The organism is Allobosea sp., from assembly GCF_035999205.1.
GTDB lineage: Bacteria > Pseudomonadota > Alphaproteobacteria > Rhizobiales > Beijerinckiaceae > Allobosea.
Genome location: NZ_DASYHA010000015.1, coordinates 1 through 16,637 on the forward strand (window position 1 = coordinate 1; position 16,637 = coordinate 16,637).

Annotated in this window: 17 protein-coding genes and 1 tRNA gene; 3 read left to right on the top strand and 15 right to left on the bottom strand. The window is 66.6% G+C overall.

Annotated features, from left to right (window positions below; all coding sequences use genetic code 11):
* Positions 1-47 precede the first annotated feature (47 nt).
* A tRNA-Met gene (locus VGN82_RS04345) sits at positions 48-124 on the top strand.
* 178 nt (positions 125-302) lie between these two features.
* Here the strand turns inward: VGN82_RS04345 and VGN82_RS04350 are convergent.
* From VGN82_RS04350 to VGN82_RS04375, 6 genes are all read right to left on the bottom strand, one after another.
* Positions 303-1,355, bottom strand: coding sequence for an NAD/NADP octopine/nopaline dehydrogenase family protein (locus tag VGN82_RS04350; protein WP_327525766.1), 1,053 nt, complete (start codon positions 1,353-1,355; stop codon positions 303-305).
* 13 nt (positions 1,356-1,368) lie between these two features.
* Entirely contained in the window at positions 1,369-2,490 is a 1,122-nt protein-coding gene (locus tag VGN82_RS04355; RefSeq protein WP_327525767.1) for an NAD(P)/FAD-dependent oxidoreductase, read from the bottom strand.
* A gap of 40 nt (positions 2,491-2,530) precedes the next feature.
* Positions 2,531-3,325, bottom strand: a complete 795-nt coding sequence (locus tag VGN82_RS04360) for an ABC transporter permease (protein ID WP_327525768.1) — start codon at positions 3,323-3,325, stop codon at positions 2,531-2,533.
* Complete coding sequence (locus VGN82_RS04365) at positions 3,322-4,185, bottom strand: ABC transporter permease (protein ID WP_327525769.1); 864 nt, start codon at positions 4,183-4,185, stop codon at positions 3,322-3,324. The genes VGN82_RS04360 and VGN82_RS04365 overlap by 4 nt, the downstream gene beginning before the upstream one ends.
* Positions 4,178-5,251 carry an ABC transporter ATP-binding protein gene (locus tag VGN82_RS04370; protein WP_327525770.1) on the bottom strand — a complete coding sequence of 358 codons (1,074 nt, stop codon included), beginning with the start codon at positions 5,249-5,251 and terminating at the stop codon, positions 4,178-4,180. Before VGN82_RS04370 ends, VGN82_RS04365 begins: the two co-directional genes overlap by 8 nt.
* A gap of 63 nt (positions 5,252-5,314) precedes the next feature.
* Positions 5,315-6,358, bottom strand: coding sequence for an ABC transporter substrate-binding protein (locus VGN82_RS04375; protein WP_327525771.1), 1,044 nt, complete (start codon positions 6,356-6,358; stop codon positions 5,315-5,317).
* 129 nt (positions 6,359-6,487) lie between these two features.
* Here VGN82_RS04375 and VGN82_RS04380 point away from each other — a divergent pair, with 129 nt between their 5' ends.
* Positions 6,488-7,456: a LysR substrate-binding domain-containing protein gene (locus tag VGN82_RS04380; protein ID WP_327525772.1), complete on the top strand. Its 969-nt coding sequence runs from the start codon at positions 6,488-6,490 to the stop codon at positions 7,454-7,456.
* Between the two features lie 44 nt (positions 7,457-7,500).
* On the opposite strand, the gene VGN82_RS04385 is transcribed toward VGN82_RS04380, so the two are convergent.
* The 3 genes from VGN82_RS04385 to VGN82_RS04395 form a co-directional block, all read right to left on the bottom strand.
* The gene (locus VGN82_RS04385; RefSeq protein WP_327525773.1) at positions 7,501-8,505 is read right to left on the bottom strand and encodes an aldo/keto reductase; all 1,005 of its coding nucleotides are present in this window, start codon (positions 8,503-8,505) and stop codon (positions 7,501-7,503) included.
* A 64-nt stretch (positions 8,506-8,569) separates the two neighbouring features.
* On the bottom strand, positions 8,570-8,866 hold the full coding sequence (locus tag VGN82_RS04390; RefSeq protein ID WP_327525774.1) for a putative quinol monooxygenase: 297 nt from the start codon (positions 8,864-8,866) through the stop codon (positions 8,570-8,572).
* A gap of 74 nt (positions 8,867-8,940) precedes the next feature.
* Positions 8,941-9,738, bottom strand: a complete 798-nt coding sequence (locus VGN82_RS04395) for a type 1 glutamine amidotransferase domain-containing protein (protein ID WP_327525775.1) — start codon at positions 9,736-9,738, stop codon at positions 8,941-8,943.
* Positions 9,739-9,851: 113 nt separating this feature from the next.
* Between VGN82_RS04395 and VGN82_RS04400 the strand changes: the two genes are divergently transcribed.
* The gene (locus tag VGN82_RS04400) at positions 9,852-10,757 is read left to right on the top strand and encodes a LysR family transcriptional regulator (RefSeq protein ID WP_327525776.1); all 906 of its coding nucleotides are present in this window, start codon (positions 9,852-9,854) and stop codon (positions 10,755-10,757) included.
* Positions 10,758-10,811: 54 nt separating this feature from the next.
* Here VGN82_RS04400 and VGN82_RS04405 read toward each other — a convergent pair whose 3' ends face one another.
* The 6 genes from VGN82_RS04405 to VGN82_RS04430 form a co-directional block, all read right to left on the bottom strand.
* On the bottom strand, positions 10,812-11,516 hold the full coding sequence (locus tag VGN82_RS04405) for a DUF4405 domain-containing protein (protein WP_327525777.1): 705 nt from the start codon (positions 11,514-11,516) through the stop codon (positions 10,812-10,814).
* Between the two features lie 15 nt (positions 11,517-11,531).
* The gene (locus VGN82_RS04410; RefSeq protein ID WP_327525778.1) at positions 11,532-12,014 is read right to left on the bottom strand and encodes a cytochrome P460 family protein; all 483 of its coding nucleotides are present in this window, start codon (positions 12,012-12,014) and stop codon (positions 11,532-11,534) included.
* Between the two features lie 44 nt (positions 12,015-12,058).
* Positions 12,059-13,264, bottom strand: coding sequence for a (R)-mandelonitrile lyase (locus VGN82_RS04415; RefSeq protein ID WP_327525779.1), 1,206 nt, complete (start codon positions 13,262-13,264; stop codon positions 12,059-12,061).
* 152 nt (positions 13,265-13,416) lie between these two features.
* Positions 13,417-15,606, bottom strand: coding sequence for a xanthine dehydrogenase family protein molybdopterin-binding subunit (locus VGN82_RS04420; protein ID WP_327525780.1), 2,190 nt, complete (start codon positions 15,604-15,606; stop codon positions 13,417-13,419).
* Between the two features lie 11 nt (positions 15,607-15,617).
* Positions 15,618-16,085 carry a (2Fe-2S)-binding protein gene (locus VGN82_RS04425; protein WP_327525781.1) on the bottom strand — a complete coding sequence of 156 codons (468 nt, stop codon included), beginning with the start codon at positions 16,083-16,085 and terminating at the stop codon, positions 15,618-15,620.
* A 28-nt stretch (positions 16,086-16,113) separates the two neighbouring features.
* The gene (locus VGN82_RS04430) at positions 16,114-16,494 is read right to left on the bottom strand and encodes a c-type cytochrome (RefSeq protein WP_327525782.1); all 381 of its coding nucleotides are present in this window, start codon (positions 16,492-16,494) and stop codon (positions 16,114-16,116) included.
* Positions 16,495-16,637 lie beyond the last annotated feature (143 nt).

Sequence of the window (16,637 nt, forward strand, 5' to 3'; positions counted from 1 at the left end):
CTCAAGACCAGGCCCAAAAATGCCTGGAAACCGGTTCAAGCCCTTGTCGCGGGGTGGAGCAGCCCGGTAGCTCGTCAGGCTCATAACCTGAAGGTCGTCAGTTCAAATCTGGCCCCCGCAACCAAAACAAGCCAAACCCCGTCTCCAACCGAGGCGGGGTTTTCGCGTTCTCCGCGCAAAGCACCAGACCAAGCCCGCTCGCGAACGGCCGGCCAGCCCGCCCTCCAAAAGCCAACCGCGAGCGGAACACTCCCGCTCGCTGACTGGCGAGCCCCAACGCACGCCAACGACGACGCGCGGCCCTAGGCCGATAGCTGCTCGCGTGACAGTCCGGCCGCCATCATCAGGGGGAGGATGTCATTCTCCGCGGTGAGTTCGCGCCCATAGAGAGCGGAGAAGATCGCCAAGCCGGCCGCATGCAGCGGCATCGGCACGCCTGCCATCCGCCCGAGCTCGCTCAACGGCAACAGGCCGAACGGAACGTCCTCCAGCGTGTAGCGCGTGTCGATCGTTGCAGGCCCGAGCGTGACGGGCTGCGTTTCGGCGAGCATCCGAGCGGTCTCACTGAGTGGTGCGTCTGGCACGCCGTAAGTCAGCGAGTAATGCTCGCGCATCGTCCGAACCGTTACACCGAAGGCCGAAGCGAGCGCGAGCCGCTCGGCATCGATGGCCTCGAGCAGCCGGCCGACGGACGCCGTCATGTGCTCGCTCTGGCCCCAGGCCTCGGCCTGTTCCATACGGGTGAAGTTGCAAAGTGCCAGCGCCATGTGGCTCTGCGGATTGACGTTGCTCAGGGCCACGGCAAGGAGGCTGTCGACCTGCCGGAAACGCTCTCCGAACAGCGCATTGCAGAGTTCCAGCCCGGCCTCGCCGAGGCGCTTCGGCAAGGTGGCGAGATCGACCTTGCTGCGGATGGTGGCGATCTTGACCTCGGTCTCGCCGATCCGGCGCGCCCGCAGGACGGTCGTGCTGAGAGCGATGATCGGCAGCTCAACGCCGCGCTCTTTCAGGCGCTGCGCCAGATAGAAGCCGCCCAGCGAAGCATGCGAGGAGATGACGACCGCCTGGCCTGGGGTCAGGAGCGGAACCATCGCGTCCATGACGAGCTTGTGGCCGTTGGCCGGCAGCGCGATCAGCACCACGTCGGCACCGGCCAGCGCCGCTTCACAGCTCGCTGCGACGACCGGACGGAACTCGCCGCTAATCTTGCCCTGGCTGAGCAGCGGCTGCCCGGTTGCAAGGGCGGCCGTGCTCTTGCCGGAAGGAGACCAAAGCACGGCCTCGTGGCCGCGCTCGATCAGGAAGGCCGCGCTGGCGAAGGCGACGGCACCGGCTCCCATGATGGCGACACGCATGATCGGGCTCCGTTCAGTTGAAGAAGCGGCTCGGGCGGAACTCGGCGAGTTCCTCGCGCGAGCGTCCGTTGACGAGTTCGTCGGCGACGGCCTCGCCGAGGAAGGCGCCCAGCGTCACGCCGCTATGGGTCACGACGGCGTAGTAATTCCCGAGTCCCGGCACTGGGCCGACCGCGGAGTAGCTGTCCTTCGGGATCGGGCGGGTCGCGATCCTGACGGCCTCGACCTGCACTTTCGCGAGCGCCGGGATCGTCTTGGCCGCGCGGCGCATCAGTTCCTGCGCCTGGGGATGAGCGGGAACCGCGCCCTCATCGGTCTCGAGCAACCGGTCGAGCTCGTTCGACCGGAGCAGGAAGCGGCCGCCGCCATCGGGGCGCATGTTGACCAGCGGCGTCCGCAGTGCGCTGTGCAGCCGCGCGCCCGACGGCGGCGTGTAGGCGACGATGCCGAGGGTCGGTGCCAGCGGGATCCGGTGCTCCGGCCGCTCGATGAATTCGTTGAGCCAGCGCCCGGCGCAGTTCACGACCACATCGGCCGTCAGAGCGCGGCCATCTGCCAGTACGATGCCCTCGCAGCGATCGCCGGCAAGAACGAGACGCTCGGCCCTGCCCTCCATGAACTGTGCGCCATGCCGCTCGATCGCGGCGCCGACCAGGGCACCGGCATAGGGCACCGGGTCGAGCCAGCCGTCCTGCGGATAATGGATGACCGGCGCGTTGCCGATCGCCTCCGGGGCGAGGTCGGGCTCCAGCTTGCGGACGTCATCGAGGCTCAGCACCTCGGCCGGATAGCCCCATTCGACGAGCTGACGCAGCTTGGACAGCGGGTCTGTGCCGTCACGGCCGCCAGCCTCGGCCTCGGCATCCTGCCACTGCAGCACGCCGGGCCGGTGATACCAGTCCGCCCCGGGAAACTCCGCCAGGATCGCTTCATGCGCCTGCCGTCCAGCGAAGTTCAGGCGGAAGTAGGCATGCGACGTCAGCTTCTCGCAGGCATTGACCCAGGCATAGGTCACGCTCGAGGTGCCGCCGCCCGGCCGACGCTCCTCGACGATGGTGACATCCGCACCGGCCTGCGCAAGGCGATAAGCCACGGATGCGCCGACGACGCCGGCCCCGACCACGATCGCTTTCATGGGATTTGTCCTCAAAGATCAGAAATGTCCGGCAGGGCCCTCAGCCCTTGCCCACCAGGATGCGGTCCAGCCCGTAGATGCGGTCGACGATCGCCATGAGCAGGAAGGTCAGGAGGATCACGACGGTCGAGACGGACGCGACCAGCGGATCGATCGATTCCTCGATGTAGTGGTACATGCGCACGGGCAGCGTCATCGAGGACGGCGTGGCGACGAAGACCGTCATCGTCACCTCGTCGAAGCTCTGGATGAAGGAAATCATCCAGCCGCCGGCGACGCCCGGAATCATCAATGGCAGCAGCACCCGGCGGAACACGGTCCATTGCGAGGCGCCGAGTGAGATCGCGGCGCGCTCGATTGCCGGGTCGCTCGTCGTCAGGGCGGCGAGCACCAGACGCAGTCCATAGGGGAAGATCACCAGCACATGGCTGCCGAGCAGGCCGATGAACGAGCCGGTCGTGCCGATCTGCGTGAAGAAGCGCAGGAACGCAACGCCGAGCACGACATGCGGGATGATCAGCGGCGACAGGAACAGCGCCACGAACGCGTCCCGCCCCGGAAAGCGGTGCCGCGCCAACGCCAGCGCGGCGGGGACGGCGAGCAGCATCGCGATGGTGGCGGCGATGACACCCAGGAGGATGCTGAACCAGAACGCCTCGAGGAACTGCGAATGGCCGAGGATCGCGCGGAACCAGCGCAGCGAGAGCTCCGTGGTCGGCAAGGAGAGCAGGTTCGATGGCGTCAGCGACATCCACATGACCACCGCCAGCGGCGCCAGCATGAAGGCGACGAAGAGGCTGTGGAACAGCACCGCGAAAGGCCCATTGCGGCTCATTGGGCAAACCTCGAATAGCGGCGCTCGACGATGCGGTTGTAGGTCAGCATGATCGTGGCGTTGACGATCAGCAGGACGACCGCGACGGCCGCGCCGAGCGGCCAGTTCAAGGTGCCGAGGAACTCGTCATAGGTCGCCGTGGCGACGACCTTGAGCTGCCGGCCGCCGATGATCGCAGGCGTCGCGAAGGCGCTCGCCGCCAGGGCGAAGACGATCAGCGAGCCGGAGAGGATGCCGGGCGCGACCTGAGGCAGCACGATGCGCCGGAAGATCGTGAATTCGCTGGCGCCGAGCGACTGCGCGGCCCGGATCACCCGCGGATCCAGCCGCTGCAGTGAGGCCCAGACCGAGATCACCATGAAGGGCACGGCGACGTGGACCAGCGCGATGATCACGCCGTGCACCGTATAGAGCATCGGGATCGGCCCCGAGGCGAGTCCCAGCGCCGCGAGTACCTGATTGATCACGCCGTTGCGGCCGAAGAGAAGCGCCCAGCCAAGCGTACGAACGACGACCGAGATCAGCAGCGGGCTCAGTGTCACGATCAGGAAGATCGAGCGCCAGGGCGCCTTCATGCGCGAAAGGAAATAGGCCTCAGGCGCACCAATCAGGATGCAGACCAGCGTCGTCGCCAGCGCGATGCCGAGTGTCCGCAGGAAGATGCCGTGATAATAGGAATCGCCCAGCGTGTCGGCGTAGTTGCCGAGCGTCAGCCCCTCGATGCGGCCGGTATTGAGATCGTAGGCCTGGAAACTCAGCCCGACGATCATTGCCAGCGGCACCAGCAGCAGGGCCGCGAAGATCAAGAGCGCCGGCAGGCTGAGGAGATAAGGCGCGCGGCGGCGCGTCGCGTCAGCCATGGCCGCGCTCCGGTACGACGGCGGCATCCTCTGCGCGCCAGCTGACGGAGACGGCGTCGCCCTCGGCGAAACGCGGCACGCCGCGATGCGGCTCGGAGGCCAGCACGGCGCCGACCGGGGTCTCGATCGCGAAAAGCCAGGCATTTCCCTGGAAAACCCGCGAGGCGAGGCGTCCGTCGATCGCCCCTGTTCCAGCGGCTGCGACCTGCACCTTTTCGGGACGCAGCGCGATCAGCACGGACGAGCCGCCGGGCAGCGCCCCGCGGATCCGGCCGCCGACCGCGTCGGACACGCCATCGATCCGCAGGCTCGCTACATCGCCGGACACCGAGACGATGGTCGCGGCGAACTGCGAGGAACGGCCGACGAAGGCCGCGGCGAAGCGGCTTGCCGGCGCATCGTAGAGCGTCAGCGGATCGGCGAACTGGACGATGCGACCCGCATCCATCACCGCGATCCTGTCACAGGTCGCCAGCGCCTCGGCCTGATCATGCGTGACCATGATGGTCGTGGTGCCGACCCGGCGCTGGATCGCCCGGATCTCGATCTGCATCTCCTCGCGCAGCTTGGCGTCGAGATTGGAAAGCGGCTCGTCGAGCAGGAGCAGCGCCGGCTCGATCGCCAGCGCCCGCGCCAGCGCGACGCGCTGCTGCTGGCCGCCGGAAAGCTGGCGCGGATAGCGATCCGCCATCGCCGAGAGATGGACGAGATCGAGCGCCTGGCGAACCTTGCCGTCACGCTCGGAGCGGCCGATGCCGCGCATCTCGAGCCCGAAGGCGACGTTCTCCGCCACCGTCATATGCGGAAACAGCGCATAGCTCTGGAAGACGATGCCCATGCCGCGCTTGCTGGCAGGCACGCCGACCAGGTCACGGCCATCGAGCAGAACGCGCCCGCTGCTGGGCTCCTCGAACCCCGCGACGATGTTGAGCGTCGTCGTCTTGCCGCAGCCCGAAGGGCCGAGCAGGCCGACGAACTCGCCGGGCTCGATCGCCAGATCGATGCCGGCGAGCGCGGTGAAACTCGCGAAGCGCTTGGTGAGCGCCTCGAGCGCAATTTTCGCCATGATCAGCACATTCCGTTGGAAAGGCCTTCCGGCCGGGCTGAGCCGGCCGGAAGGGACAGGCGCTCAGCGCTCGATTTCGCGGTTCCAGCGCTGCGTCCAGGCGGCGCGGTTCTGGTTGACCGTCGGCCAATCGATCTTCGCGAGCTTGCCGACCGCTTCGTCGCCAACGGCGAGCCCGGCCTTCTCGTCCTCGCTGAGCTCGGTCTTGCGGTTGACCGGGCCGTAACCTGCCTTGGCGAAGGCCTTCTGGATCTCGGGCGAGAGCATGTGCTGCACGAATTTCTGCGCCTGCGCCGGCACGTCGCTGTCGACCACCGGGCACATCGTCACCATCAGAGCGGCGGCGCCTTCCTTCGGCTCGACCGTTTCAAGCGGCAGGCCTTCCTTCTTCAGCGCGACCGCGCGGGAGCGCGAGACCACGGTCAGCGCGATCTCGCCGCTCTGGAGCAGTTCCTCGAGCTTCGGCGCCGACGGCGCAAAGGTCACGATGTTCGGGCGGATGCCGTCCTTGAATGCCTTGAAGCCGGGCTCGATGCTGGCTTCGCCGCCGCCGGTCGCGCGCGCGACCATGATGAGCCCGTGCAGGCCGGTGGTGCTGGCCGCGCCGAGCAATGCGAGCTGGCCCTTATAGGCGGGATTGCCCAGATCGGCCCAGGAGGTCGGTACCGGCAGGCCCTTCTCCTTGAAAATCTTGGCGTTGTAGACCGGAGCGGTGACGCCGATGCCGAAAGCCACCGCCTGGTCGGCCAGCTTGGCGATCGGATAAACGTCGTCGAGAACCGGCGCCTTCTGGATCGGCGCGCAGAAGCCGAACTGCACCGCCTGATACATCGGACCGTCATCGACGATGGCGACATCGATCTCCTGTTTGGCCCGCTGTGCCTGGAGCTTGGCGAGAGTTGCGGTCGACTGGCCGGCGACATACTCGACCTTGACGTTGTTCGCCTTCTCGAAGGACGGAATGACGGCTTCGCGCATCAAGCGCTCGAACGAGCCGCCATAGCCCGCGACATACATCGTGTCCTGCGCGGCGGCGTGGCTCGCGGCCAGGCCGGAAACCAGCAGGGCCAGGCCGATCGTGGCCGGACGACGGTAACGCTTCTGCATCTCGATATCCCCTCGCTCTTGTCCTGATTGCAGTCAGGGTTCGGGTGCGAGGGGGTATCTGTCAATTGACTAAGTATGGATCGGTCGATCCGGATTTGATATGGGCATGCCTCATCGTTCAGCCGGCGGGTGCTGCCGGCCGCGTCGTGCCCTGGTAAGTCCTTGGCGGATCGAAAGCGGGAGTGCCTTGATTTGGCGCAAATCAGCCATAAGCACTGGGAAGCCTTCAACGCGGTGCTGCATGTCGGCAGCTTCACGAAGGCGGCGCGTCTCTTGCGCACCTCCCAACCCTCGGTTTCGCGGCTGCTGAAGGAGCTGCAGGAGCGATTGGGCTTCGCGCTCTTCACGCGCGTCGACGGCATGACGTTGCCCACGGCCGAAGCGGTGGCGCTTCACGACGAGGTCGAACGCAGCTTCATCGGGCTTGATCGCATCTCGGAGCGCGCGGCGCAGATCAGGCAGCAGCGGGTCGAGAATCTGCGGATCGTCAGCATGCCGGCCCTCGCGCACCGCTTTCTGCCGACGATGCTGGCGCGCTTTCTTGAAACCCGGCGGGGGGTCGCGGCCAGCTTGCAGGTCCAACGCTCGGAGACGATCGCGTCCTGGGTCTCGACACGGCAATTCGACATCGGCTTCGCCATGCTGCCGATGGAGAAGCCGGGGGTGGAGATCGAACTGTTCGATCCGGCCCATGGGGTTTGCGTGATGCGCCCCGAGCATCCGCTGGCCGCGAAAAGCATTGTGACGCCCGGCGATCTCCACGGCCTCGCCTTCGTGGGCAAGGGGCCGGACAGCTATGCCCATCGCGCGCTCCAGCAGGCGTTGGACGAGGCCGGGGCAGTACCGGATGTCAGAGTGGACACCTCGATCGCCGCCGTCGCCTGCGAGCTCGTCGTCAATGGCGTCGGGGCGACCATCGCCGACCCGTTCACGGCGCAGGCATTCGAAAGCCGTGGCTTGGTCTGGCGTCCGTTCAGCCCGGACATCGCCTATAATTTCGGCGTGCTCTTTCCGTCCCACAGCCTGCGCTCCGCGATCGTGGATGACTTCGTCGCGTTTCTTCGAGCGCAGGCAGCCGCCGTGACGGTCAAGGCTTAGCCCGCAGCGAGGCCGATGCGATCTGCGGGCGTGCGCCCATGGACTCAGGGGAGCGGAGCCTTCGGATCAACCAGATTGGCCTCGCGCAGTTCGCGCCAGAACTGGCTCGGTACGACCTCAGCAAGCGCGGCGCGATCTTCGGCGATGCGGCTGGGCTGGCTGGCACCCGGGATCACGGCCGCGACCGCCGGATGCGCGAGCGAGAATTGCAGCCCCGCAGCCTTCATGCTGACGCCATGGCGGTCGGCAATCGCCTTGATCCGGGCGATCCGGTCACGGATCGCCGGTGTGATCGGCGCATATTCGAAGTTCGGCCCGCCGACGAGCGCGCCCGAGCTGTAGGGGCCGCCAACCACGATGGACAGCCCGCGCTCCTCGACCATCGGCATCACACGCTGAATCGCCCGGGAATGATCGAGCAGCGTGTAGCGCCCGGCGAGCAGGAATCCATCCGGCCGGGGGCCGTCGAGCGCCAGCAGAAGCTCGATCGGCTCGACGCGGTTGACGCCCAGCCCCCAGGCCTTGATCACGCCTTCGTCGCGCAGCCGGTCGAGCGCCTTGAAGGCCCCCTTGCGCGCCATCTCGAAGACGCCGAGCCAGTCGTCCCCATAGAAGTCCTGGGCGACGTCGTGGACGAAGGCGATCTCGATGTGATCGGTCTTGAGGCGCTTCAGGCTGTCCTCGATCGAACGCAGCGTCGCATCTTCCGAATAATCGTTCACGATGCGGTTGGGACGTCCATGTTTGAAGACCTCGCCTTTCTCGCCGAGGTCGCGGGCGCTGACATCCTCGACCTCGTCGAGAATGACGCGGCCGACCTTGGTCGAGATGACGTATTCATCGCGCGGCTTGTCGGCGAGCGCCTCGCCCATGCGGATCTCGGCGAGGCCAGCGCCGTAGAACGGAGCATTGTCGAAATAGCGGATGCCGTCGGTCCAGGCGGCCTCGACGGTCGCGAGGGCCTCCTTCTCGGGAATGTCGCGGAACATGTTGCCGAGCGGCGCTGCGCCGAAGCCGAGCTTGCCCGGCAGGATGTCTTTCAGTGCCATGATCTGAATCTCCGGTGGGATGGGAATGGGGTTTACGGCTCGAGCGGCGCCGTTTTTGATTGTGTCAGGCAACGTCGATGGCCGCGAGCACCAGCGCCTTGCGCTCGGCGAGGTCGGCGATGCAACCGAGATAGGTCCTGAAGTGAGGCGTCGTCCGGTGCGCGGCGATGGCGTCGTCGTCGGTGTACAATTCGTCGAGCACGAAGTGCCCCGGATCGGTCTGGTCCTGCCAGATGTCCCAGCGCAGATTTCCCGGCTCCGCCCGGCTGGGTGCGACCATGCCGAAGAGCAGCGCCTTGAGCTCCTCGGCTCGTCCGGGGCGCGCCGTCAGGCTGGCTACGATCTTCACTGGAGCAGACATCGATACCTCCCTGGTGGCAGGGCGGAGCATCGGCGGGCTCCGGCCCGCCAGAAGCCCGCCGGTCCTGCGCAGGCTCATGCCGAGACGGCGCGGTCGAGCGCTGCGACGAACCGCGCCGCGAGCGGATGATCGGAACGCGGATTCTGACCCGTGATCAGTTCACGGTCCTCGACGACATGCGGCTCGAAATCGACGGCGCCGGTCACCACCTCGCCGCCTGCAAGCGTGAGCGCCTCGGGCATGTTGAAATACATCTTCGCATGCAGGATGTGGTCCTCGACCACCCTCTCCTCGGTCGCCGAGAAGACGGTCATGCGATAGCCGGCGTACTGCCAGTCGGCGGCCCACTCGCGCGCCTTTGCCGGAGCACCGGCGATCAGGGCCGAACGGAACTCGCGCGCATGCGGCATGGCCGCCGCGACCGCGATCGGTCCGTGGCAGAGCAGGGCCGTCGGCTTGGCGCGCTCGTGGAAGTGGCGCAAGATTTCGCCCAGGGCGGGATCCTGCATCAGGTCGACCACCGGAGCCTGACCGCCGGGCACGAACACGCCGGCATAGCCGTCGAGCCCTTCCTCGACCACCGAGAGCAGCGTACGCACCTGGTTCATCGCGGGGTCCTCGGCATAGAACGCCTTCGCGCGCCGATAGGCGGTCTCGTCGCCCTCGAAATGCTGTGCCGAGTCCGAAGCCTCGTCGATATGCGGCTTGGTCCCATTAGGCGTCGCGAGAACAACGTCGTAGCCGGCTGCGATCACAGCCATGGCGGGTACGACCGTCTCGTTGAGATACTGGCCCGTCGCCCCGGTGCCGCCGCCCTGGATCTCGATCCGGGTGGCATTCGACCCGACAACAAGCACCTTGCCCTTGCTCATGATGACCTCCTGAAAAGTCGTTGGCGTCCTCTGACACCGCCACCATGCTCGGGGACAACATATTTCAGAAGTTTATTTCTATGATTTTAGATATTCATGGTAGATTATGACTGATGCGGTACGACCTCAACCTGCTGCCCATTTTTGTCGTGCTCATGGAGGAGCGCAGCGTCACCCGCGCCGCGCAGCGCCTCGGAATCACGCAGCCTGCGCTCTCGAACGCGTTGACGCGGCTGCGCGCGGTCATGCGCGACCAGCTCTTCATCCGCGAGCGCTATGGCATCCAGCCGACGCCGCTGGCGCTGGAGCTCGCGCCGGCGATCGCCGCGGCGCTGGCGACGGTCGATGACATCGTGCTCGGCCAGCAGGACTTCGATCCGGCACGGGCCGAGCGGCTGATCACCATCGCGCCCAACAGCTATGTCGAGTTCGTGCTGGTCCCGGCGATCGTTTCGCGGCTGCGGGAGATCGCGCCGGGCATCAGGCTGCGCCTCACCCCCTATGGCAGCGACGTCGTGGAGACCGGGGTGATCTCCGGCGATACGGCGATGGTTCTCGGCCGGATCGTCGACCCGCCGGACAGCCTCGTCGTGCAGCATCTGATGGATGACGGCCTTGCATGCGTGGTGCGGGCGGATCATCCCGAGATTTCGGAGACGATGTCCCGGGAGCAGTATGAAAGCCTGAAGCACATCAACATGCTTCCTCCCGGGCGATTGCGCGCCGGCCTCTTCCAGGCCCTGGATCGGCAAGGCTTGAGACGGGACATTGCGGTCTCCGTCACGCATTTCCTGGCAATTCCGGAATTGATCGCCGTCACCGACTACTGCAGCACGTTGCCGAAGCTGATCTGCCGCCATCTCGCCGGGGATCCACGGCTGAAGATCGTGCCGTCGCCGGTCGATCTCGGAAGCTTCCCGGTCGAGATGGCCTGGCACGTCCGCTATCGCAACGATCCGGCCCATCGCTGGCTGAGATCGCTGATTGCCGAGGTTGCGAGCGAGGTTGCGGCAAGTTGAGGCTTCCGGAGCCGGACAATCCCGGCCATTCCAGCGCGCTTGCCTTCGGCCGCATCATCCGGCCGAGCGGGCTGCCCTCCGAGGTGAGGCGCCTCGGCGCCACCCGGCGAACCGGCCAGCGTAATGGACGGCAGCGATGACCGCTCCCGAGACCGCGACGCAATGGACGAAGAAGCCGAGCGCGGAAGCTTCGAAATCCCACCAGTCGAGCGTCATCTGCATCGAAAGCCTGGTTCCGAGACCAAGCCGCCAGCCGCTCCATGCGCCATGGAAGACGATGAGTAAGGCAAGGCAGCGGAGCAGCAGCACCCGGGACGCGCTGGCTTGCCTGATCCCGCAGACATGGCGCGCCACGCCCATGATCATCGGCCAGCGCAGGCCGAGATGGATCGAGACGATGATCAGCGCCCAATAGGCTGCGAGTGTATGGATCTGACGGGCGGTGAACCCGCCCTGGATCGGAAGAATCGGCGAAAGCGCTTCCGAGATAAGGATGCTGGTCCCGAGCAGGACCAGCATGACCGCAAGCAGCCCCATGGTGACGCCGATGTTGAACAGGCTGCGCGGCTCCCGGCCTGCCGCGGCGAGCCGGCCATACCAGCGCCGGTTGAAGACGTTGTGCAGCATGAGCAGGAGGAACATCGCGGTGCCGACGATCTCATGCACGGTGTTGCCGAGCCACCAGTAGGACAGCCCGAGCAGGAGCAGCCCAGCCGCGAGGGCGTCGAGCAGCAAACGGGCGAGGAGTGTGTGGTTCACGAGGGCGCCAGCAGCCTATTCGACCGGCTTGCCGTCGAAACGCGGGATGCGGTTGCCTGTGAAGAGATATTCCCCAGCAGACTGGCTGCCGTGGCAGGATTGGCAGCGGGCGGTGTTCTCGTTGAGGTTGACCGAGCGATCGGGCCAGAACCACTGGAACTGCCAGTCGCCGGTGCGCCGGCCCGCGGCGTAGTCCGCTCCCCAGCTATCGCCCTTTTCCATGACGAAGTAGCGGAAGACCTTGCCGTCCCGGTGATCGACCAGCACGAAATGCGTACCGGCGGCGACCGGCCGGTTGGCCTTGATCGCCTGCATGGCCTCCGGTGTCGTCATGATGTGCTCGGTGACGTTGCCGCGACGCACGGTGGTGTAGTGCACGAGCTTGTCGATCTCCGGGAATGTCACCCGATTGGTCTCGGCATGGACCTGCCAGCCGACGACCAGAGTCGCGATCATCGACAGTGCGACGAGCCCCGCCGGCATGACTGAACGTTTCATGGAGTTCCTGTCGGCTTGAGTCCGCGGGTTTCGCCCGGCCATCCTCACTTCGATCCCGCGCGGTAGGCCTCGTCGGAAACGAGCTCCATCCAGCTCACCGCGCTGCCGTTCAGCGCTTCCGCGATGGCGAAATGCGTCATCGGCTGGTCGGCAGTCGCGCCGTGCCAATGGCGGAGGTTCGGCGGGATCCAGACGACATCGCCCGGTCCGACTTCCTCACGCGGGCCGCCTTCCTTCTGCACCCAGCCACGCCCGGAGACGACGAACAGCGTCTGGCCGAGCGGATGCGTATGCCAGGCGGTGCGTGCGCCGGCGGCGAATGAGACCGTGCCGCCGCCGATGCGGGCCGGCTCGTCGCCCCGGTAGCGACCCGAAACACGGACCTGGCCGGTGAACTGGCTGGCCGGGCCGATTGCCATCTCGCTCGTTGCCGACCGCACGATCCGCAGATCGGCATTGGACGGCGCGGCGCCCGCTGGCGCAGCCTTCGCCTCACGGGCTGCAAAGACCTTCTCAAGCACAGGCACCGCCGACATCGCGCGCGGCCAACCGGCGTAGAAGCCGATATGGGTCGCCACTTCCGCGGCTTCGATCCAGCTGAGGCCGTTGTCCATGGCGCGATTGGCATGGAAGGGCAGTTGCTCGGGCTGCCCGATCGCGATCAGCGCGGCCATCGTCACAAGGCTGCGATCCCGCGGCGCGAGTTCCGCCCTGCGCCAGAGATCGCCGAAGAGCACGCGATCCGTCAGGTCCGCGAGAGCCGGGGCGATCGGTGCCACCGACTTGTTCACGGCCGCTGCCCGTGCCGCCTCGGCAACGGCCTCGAGTGCAATCGGCTCGGCCTTGCTCTCCGCCACGGGGCCGATCTTGCGCTCGTCAAAGACGCGCTTGACCTCCGTCACCGCTGAAATGGCATTCGGCCAGCCCGTATAGAAGGCGAGATGGGTGATCAGTTCGCCGATCTCGCCCGGCTGAACGCCATTGTCGAGTGCCCGCCGGACGTGCCCCGGGATCTGGCCCGTCTTGCCGGTCGAAACCAGTGCAGCGACGGTGACGAGGCTACGGTCGCGCGGCGCGAGCTCCTTGCGCAGCCAGACCTCGCCGAACAGCACGTCGTCGGTGAAATGACCGAGCCCGGGCGAGACCTCGTAGACAGGGGCCGGGGCGACGCGACTACGGCGGTTCTCCTGCGCCTCGACGCCCACCGCGGCGAGTGCCGAGATTGCGATCCCGGCCGCTACGTTCTTCATGGTCGATCTCCTTCGATGACGGCGCTCGCGCGCATGAGGGCTCGTCCTCGAAACGGATCGCTTCGAGTTCCAGCCAATGCTGGCGCCTTGGTCCAGATGCGGATGCTGCGCCGGTGCCGGGGCGTCGCCCGGCGCCGGCCGCTATTGCTGCGTCAGGTGCTGCCGAGGTCGATGTTCTTCAGCGGCATATGGCGGACCCGCTTGCCGGTGGCCGCGAAAACCGCGTTCAGCACCGCCGGTGCCGCGACCGCGATGGTCGGTTCGCCGACGCCGCCCCAGAATCCGCCCGAGGGCACTGTTATCACTTCGACAGCCGGCATCTCGTCGAGCCGCATGACGTTGTAGGTGTCGAAGTTCTGCTGCTCGATGCGGCCGTCCTTCACTGTGCACTCGCCATAGAGCATGGCGGAGAGGCCGTAGACGAAGGAGCCCGAGATCTGCGCATCGATCTGCTGCGGGTTGAGGACGTGGCCGCAATCGGTGGCGGCGACGATGCGGTGGATCTTGAGCTTGCCGCCGGTCACAGAAACCTCGGCTGCCGCGGCGACATAGCTGCCGAAACCCATGACCTGGGCGAGGCCGCGATGCACGCCTTCGGCCGGCTTGGTGGTCTCCCAGCCGATGCCCTTCGCCGCCGCCTCCAGGACGGCGAGATGCTTGGGATGGCTGGCCATCAGCTTGCGCCGGAAGACGAGCGGATCGGCACCCGTCGCATGGGCGAGCTCGTCGATGAAGCACTCGAGATAGAGCGCGTTCTGGTTGAGGTTGACGCCACGCCAGGCGCCCGGCCGCACATGCGGATTATGCATGGCATGGTCGATCAGCAGGTTCGGGATCGAGTAGCCGATCGCCATTTCCGCGCCGCCCGGCATCAGCCCCTGGAAGGTCACCGGATCGCCATTGGCGGTCATGATCGAGGGCCGCATATAGGCCATGATCGACTGGCCGGAGATGCGCATATGCATCGCCTCGACATTGCCCTGCGCGTCGAGCGAGGCGCGCAGGCGGCATTGCGTCACCGGATGGAAGCGGCCCTGGGCCATATCTTCCTCGCGGCTCCACATCATCTTGACCGGCGTGTTCGGCACCTGCCTGGCGATCCGCGTGGCCATGGTGACGTAGTCGACCATGAGGCGCCGGCCGAAGCTGCCGCCGATGCGCATGGTGTGAACCTCGCAGGACTCGCGCGGCAGGCCCGCCGCCGCGGCGACCGCGTCCAGTGCCTGCTCCGGGACCTGGGTCGGGCCCCACATCTCGCAGCGCTCGGGCGTCCAGCGCACCGTCGCCGACAGCACCTCCATCGGCGCATGGTTCTGGTAGGGGTAGCTGTAATCGGCCTCGATCACCCGCGAGGCCTTGCCCAGCACGGACTTGGCATCGCCGACGCGGTTGCCGACGAAATTGGTCTCGGCCGCCAGGCCCTCGCGCAGTTTCGCCGCGATCGTCTCGCTCGAAACAGAGGCTCCCGGCCCCTCCTCCCATTCGATCGGCAAGGCTTCGAGCGCCGTCTTGGCGCGCCAGAATGTGTCGGCGACCACGGCGACCGTCTCGTCGTCGACGCGCAGCACATGCCTGACGCCGCGCATGCCCTGGACAGCGGCCGCATCGAAACTCTTGAGCTTGCCGCCATGGACAGGACAGGCCTTCGGGACGGCGACGAGCATGCCGTCCATACGGATGTCGGTGCCGTAGACCAGCGAGCCGTTGAGCTTGTCGAGGGTATCGATCCGCTTCACCGGCTTGCCGGCGATGGTCCAATCCTTGGGATCCTTGAGCGTGATCTCCTTCGGCGGGGTCAGCGTTGCCGCCAGCTGCGCGACGGCGCCATAGCTCGTCGTGCGGTTGCTGGCCTTGTGCGTGATCACGCCCTTCGCCACGCTGCACTCGGCCGGGTTCACGCCCCAGCCCTGCGCCGCGGCCTGAACCAGCATGTGGCGCGCGGCGGCTCCGCCCATCCGGACATATTCCTGCGACCCGCGGATCGCGCGCGAGCCGCCCGTCGACTGGTCGCGCCAGAGGTTCTGGCGGCGACGGTTCTCACCGGGCTTGACCAGCTCGAAGCGCACCTTGTCCCAGTCGCATTCGAGTTCCTCGGCGACGAGCTGGGCGAGGCCGGTCAGCGAACCCTGGCCCATCTCGATGCGAGCTATGCGGATGGTGACGCTGTCGTCGGGCCGGATCACCACCCAGCCATTGACGTCCGGCGCGGCGGCCGGCTGCGCCAGCGCCTTCTGCGGCATCGGGAAGGAGAAGCCGAAGCTGAAGGCGCCGGCCGTGGCGCCGGCGAGGAAGCCGCGGCGCGAGGGACGGGAGGAGGCGCTGGTCTGCTGTTCGATGCTCATGCTCGCCTCCGTCAGCCCTTGTTCGATGCCATGCGCTCGGAGGCGAGCTTCACGCCTGCCAGAACGCGCCCATAGGTGCCACAGCGGCAGATATTGGTGATCTCCGACCGGATCTCGTCCTCGCTCGGCTTCGGGTTCTGGGCGAGCAACGACGCCGTCGCCATGATCATGCCGACCTGGCAGTAGCCGCATTGCGCGACATCGAGCTCGGCCCAGACCTGCTGGACCGGATGCGGCTTCTCGGCGCCCAGCCCCTCGATCGTGACGATCTTCTGGTCCTCGGTCACAGCGCTGAGCGGAAGCGCGCAGGAGCGCGTTGCGACGCCGTCGATATGGACTGTGCAGGCACCGCACTGGGCAACTCCGCAGCCATACTTGGTGCCGGTCAGGCCGACATGATCGCGGATGACCCACAGCAAGGGCGTGTCATCCTCGACATCGACATCCACGACCTTCCCGTTGACGTTGAGCTTCGTCATCCTGCTTTCCCCTGTGAGATTGCTGCGTTCAGTTGGTCGCGGTCAGGCCCTGCAGATAGGCGACGATATCGCCGCGGTCGGCTGCACTCGGGACGCTGAGGGCCATGGTCGTGCCGGGAGCGACACTGCGGGGATTGGCGAGGAACGCGTCGAGACGTGTCGGGTCCCAGTTCGCTTCGAGCTCGCTCAGGCCCTTGGAATAGCGTGCGCCTTCGACGCTGCCGGGTTTGCGGCCGACGATGCCGGAGAGATGCGGCCCGATCCGGTTCTGCCCGGGCTGAACGGTGTGGCAGGCAGCACAGCGCTGGCGAAAGAGGCGCTCGCCAGCCGTCGCATCCTGCGCATGGGCCGGCCGGACAATGACAAGCGACGCGGTCAGGAACCCCGCTGCAAGAACGGCAATCTTCATCGAGCCATATGCTCCGCTAACGGATTCCGACACGGCATGCCGACGCGGGCCATCGCGCGCGCCGCCGCCCGGCGGGCCGGGGCGGTCGGTATCCTTCCAGTCTCGACGGACAGGCTAGGGGCAAAGGCAGGGGGCGATTAGCC

What these genes read in the sequence shown, in the direction of transcription:
- VGN82_RS04350 (WP_327525766.1), bottom strand. Translation starts at nt 1,355, where the DNA reads ATGCGTGTCGCCATCATGGGAGCCGGTGCCGTCGCCTTCGCCAGCGCG.
- VGN82_RS04355 (WP_327525767.1), bottom strand. Translation starts at nt 2,490, where the DNA reads ATGAAAGCGATCGTGGTCGGGGCCGGCGTCGTCGGCGCATCCGTGGCT.
- VGN82_RS04360 (WP_327525768.1), bottom strand. Translation starts at nt 3,325, where the DNA reads ATGAGCCGCAATGGGCCTTTCGCGGTGCTGTTCCACAGCCTCTTCGTC.
- VGN82_RS04365 (WP_327525769.1), bottom strand. Translation starts at nt 4,185, where the DNA reads ATGGCTGACGCGACGCGCCGCCGCGCGCCTTATCTCCTCAGCCTGCCG.
- VGN82_RS04370 (WP_327525770.1), bottom strand. Translation starts at nt 5,251, where the DNA reads ATGGCGAAAATTGCGCTCGAGGCGCTCACCAAGCGCTTCGCGAGTTTC.
- VGN82_RS04375 (WP_327525771.1), bottom strand. Translation starts at nt 6,358, where the DNA reads ATGCAGAAGCGTTACCGTCGTCCGGCCACGATCGGCCTGGCCCTGCTG.
- VGN82_RS04385 (WP_327525773.1), bottom strand. Translation starts at nt 8,505, where the DNA reads ATGGCACTGAAAGACATCCTGCCGGGCAAGCTCGGCTTCGGCGCAGCG.
- VGN82_RS04390 (WP_327525774.1), bottom strand. Translation starts at nt 8,866, where the DNA reads ATGTCTGCTCCAGTGAAGATCGTAGCCAGCCTGACGGCGCGCCCCGGA.
- VGN82_RS04395 (WP_327525775.1), bottom strand. Translation starts at nt 9,738, where the DNA reads ATGAGCAAGGGCAAGGTGCTTGTTGTCGGGTCGAATGCCACCCGGATC.
- VGN82_RS04400 (WP_327525776.1), top strand. Translation starts at nt 9,852, where the DNA reads ATGCGGTACGACCTCAACCTGCTGCCCATTTTTGTCGTGCTCATGGAG.
- VGN82_RS04410 (WP_327525778.1), bottom strand. Translation starts at nt 12,014, where the DNA reads ATGAAACGTTCAGTCATGCCGGCGGGGCTCGTCGCACTGTCGATGATC.
- VGN82_RS04415 (WP_327525779.1), bottom strand. Translation starts at nt 13,264, where the DNA reads ATGAAGAACGTAGCGGCCGGGATCGCAATCTCGGCACTCGCCGCGGTG.
- VGN82_RS04420 (WP_327525780.1), bottom strand. Translation starts at nt 15,606, where the DNA reads ATGAGCATCGAACAGCAGACCAGCGCCTCCTCCCGTCCCTCGCGCCGC.
- VGN82_RS04425 (WP_327525781.1), bottom strand. Translation starts at nt 16,085, where the DNA reads ATGACGAAGCTCAACGTCAACGGGAAGGTCGTGGATGTCGATGTCGAG.
- VGN82_RS04430 (WP_327525782.1), bottom strand. Translation starts at nt 16,494, where the DNA reads ATGAAGATTGCCGTTCTTGCAGCGGGGTTCCTGACCGCGTCGCTTGTC.